Source organism: Pseudoalteromonas sp. C12FD-1, assembly GCF_037414265.1.
GTDB lineage: Bacteria > Pseudomonadota > Gammaproteobacteria > Enterobacterales > Alteromonadaceae > Pseudoalteromonas.
On the sequence record NZ_JBBEVD010000018.1, the window covers coordinates 1 to 226 of the forward strand.

Sequence of the window (226 nt, forward strand, 5' to 3'; positions counted from 1 at the left end):
TTTCTCACTAGACTTTTAAAGTCTCTGAAGGGCCGTTGAAGACGACAACGTTGATAGGCAAGATGTGGAAGTGGTGTGAGCCATTAAGCTAACTTGTACTAATTACCCGTGAGGCTTAACCATACAACGCCAAACGCGTTTTGTGACAGAAACAAGCGACAGAAGTTAATAGCTAAAGTAGATAGATACTTAGACTTAAAAAATATTATCAGATATTTTCCAAATT

At 37.6% G+C, this 226-nt stretch carries 1 rRNA gene; it reads left to right on the forward strand.

Annotated elements, in window-relative coordinates:
• Positions 1 to 123 (forward strand): 23S ribosomal RNA (locus WDB87_RS00085); the annotation flags it as partial.
• Between the last annotated feature and the right edge of the window lie 103 nt (positions 124 to 226).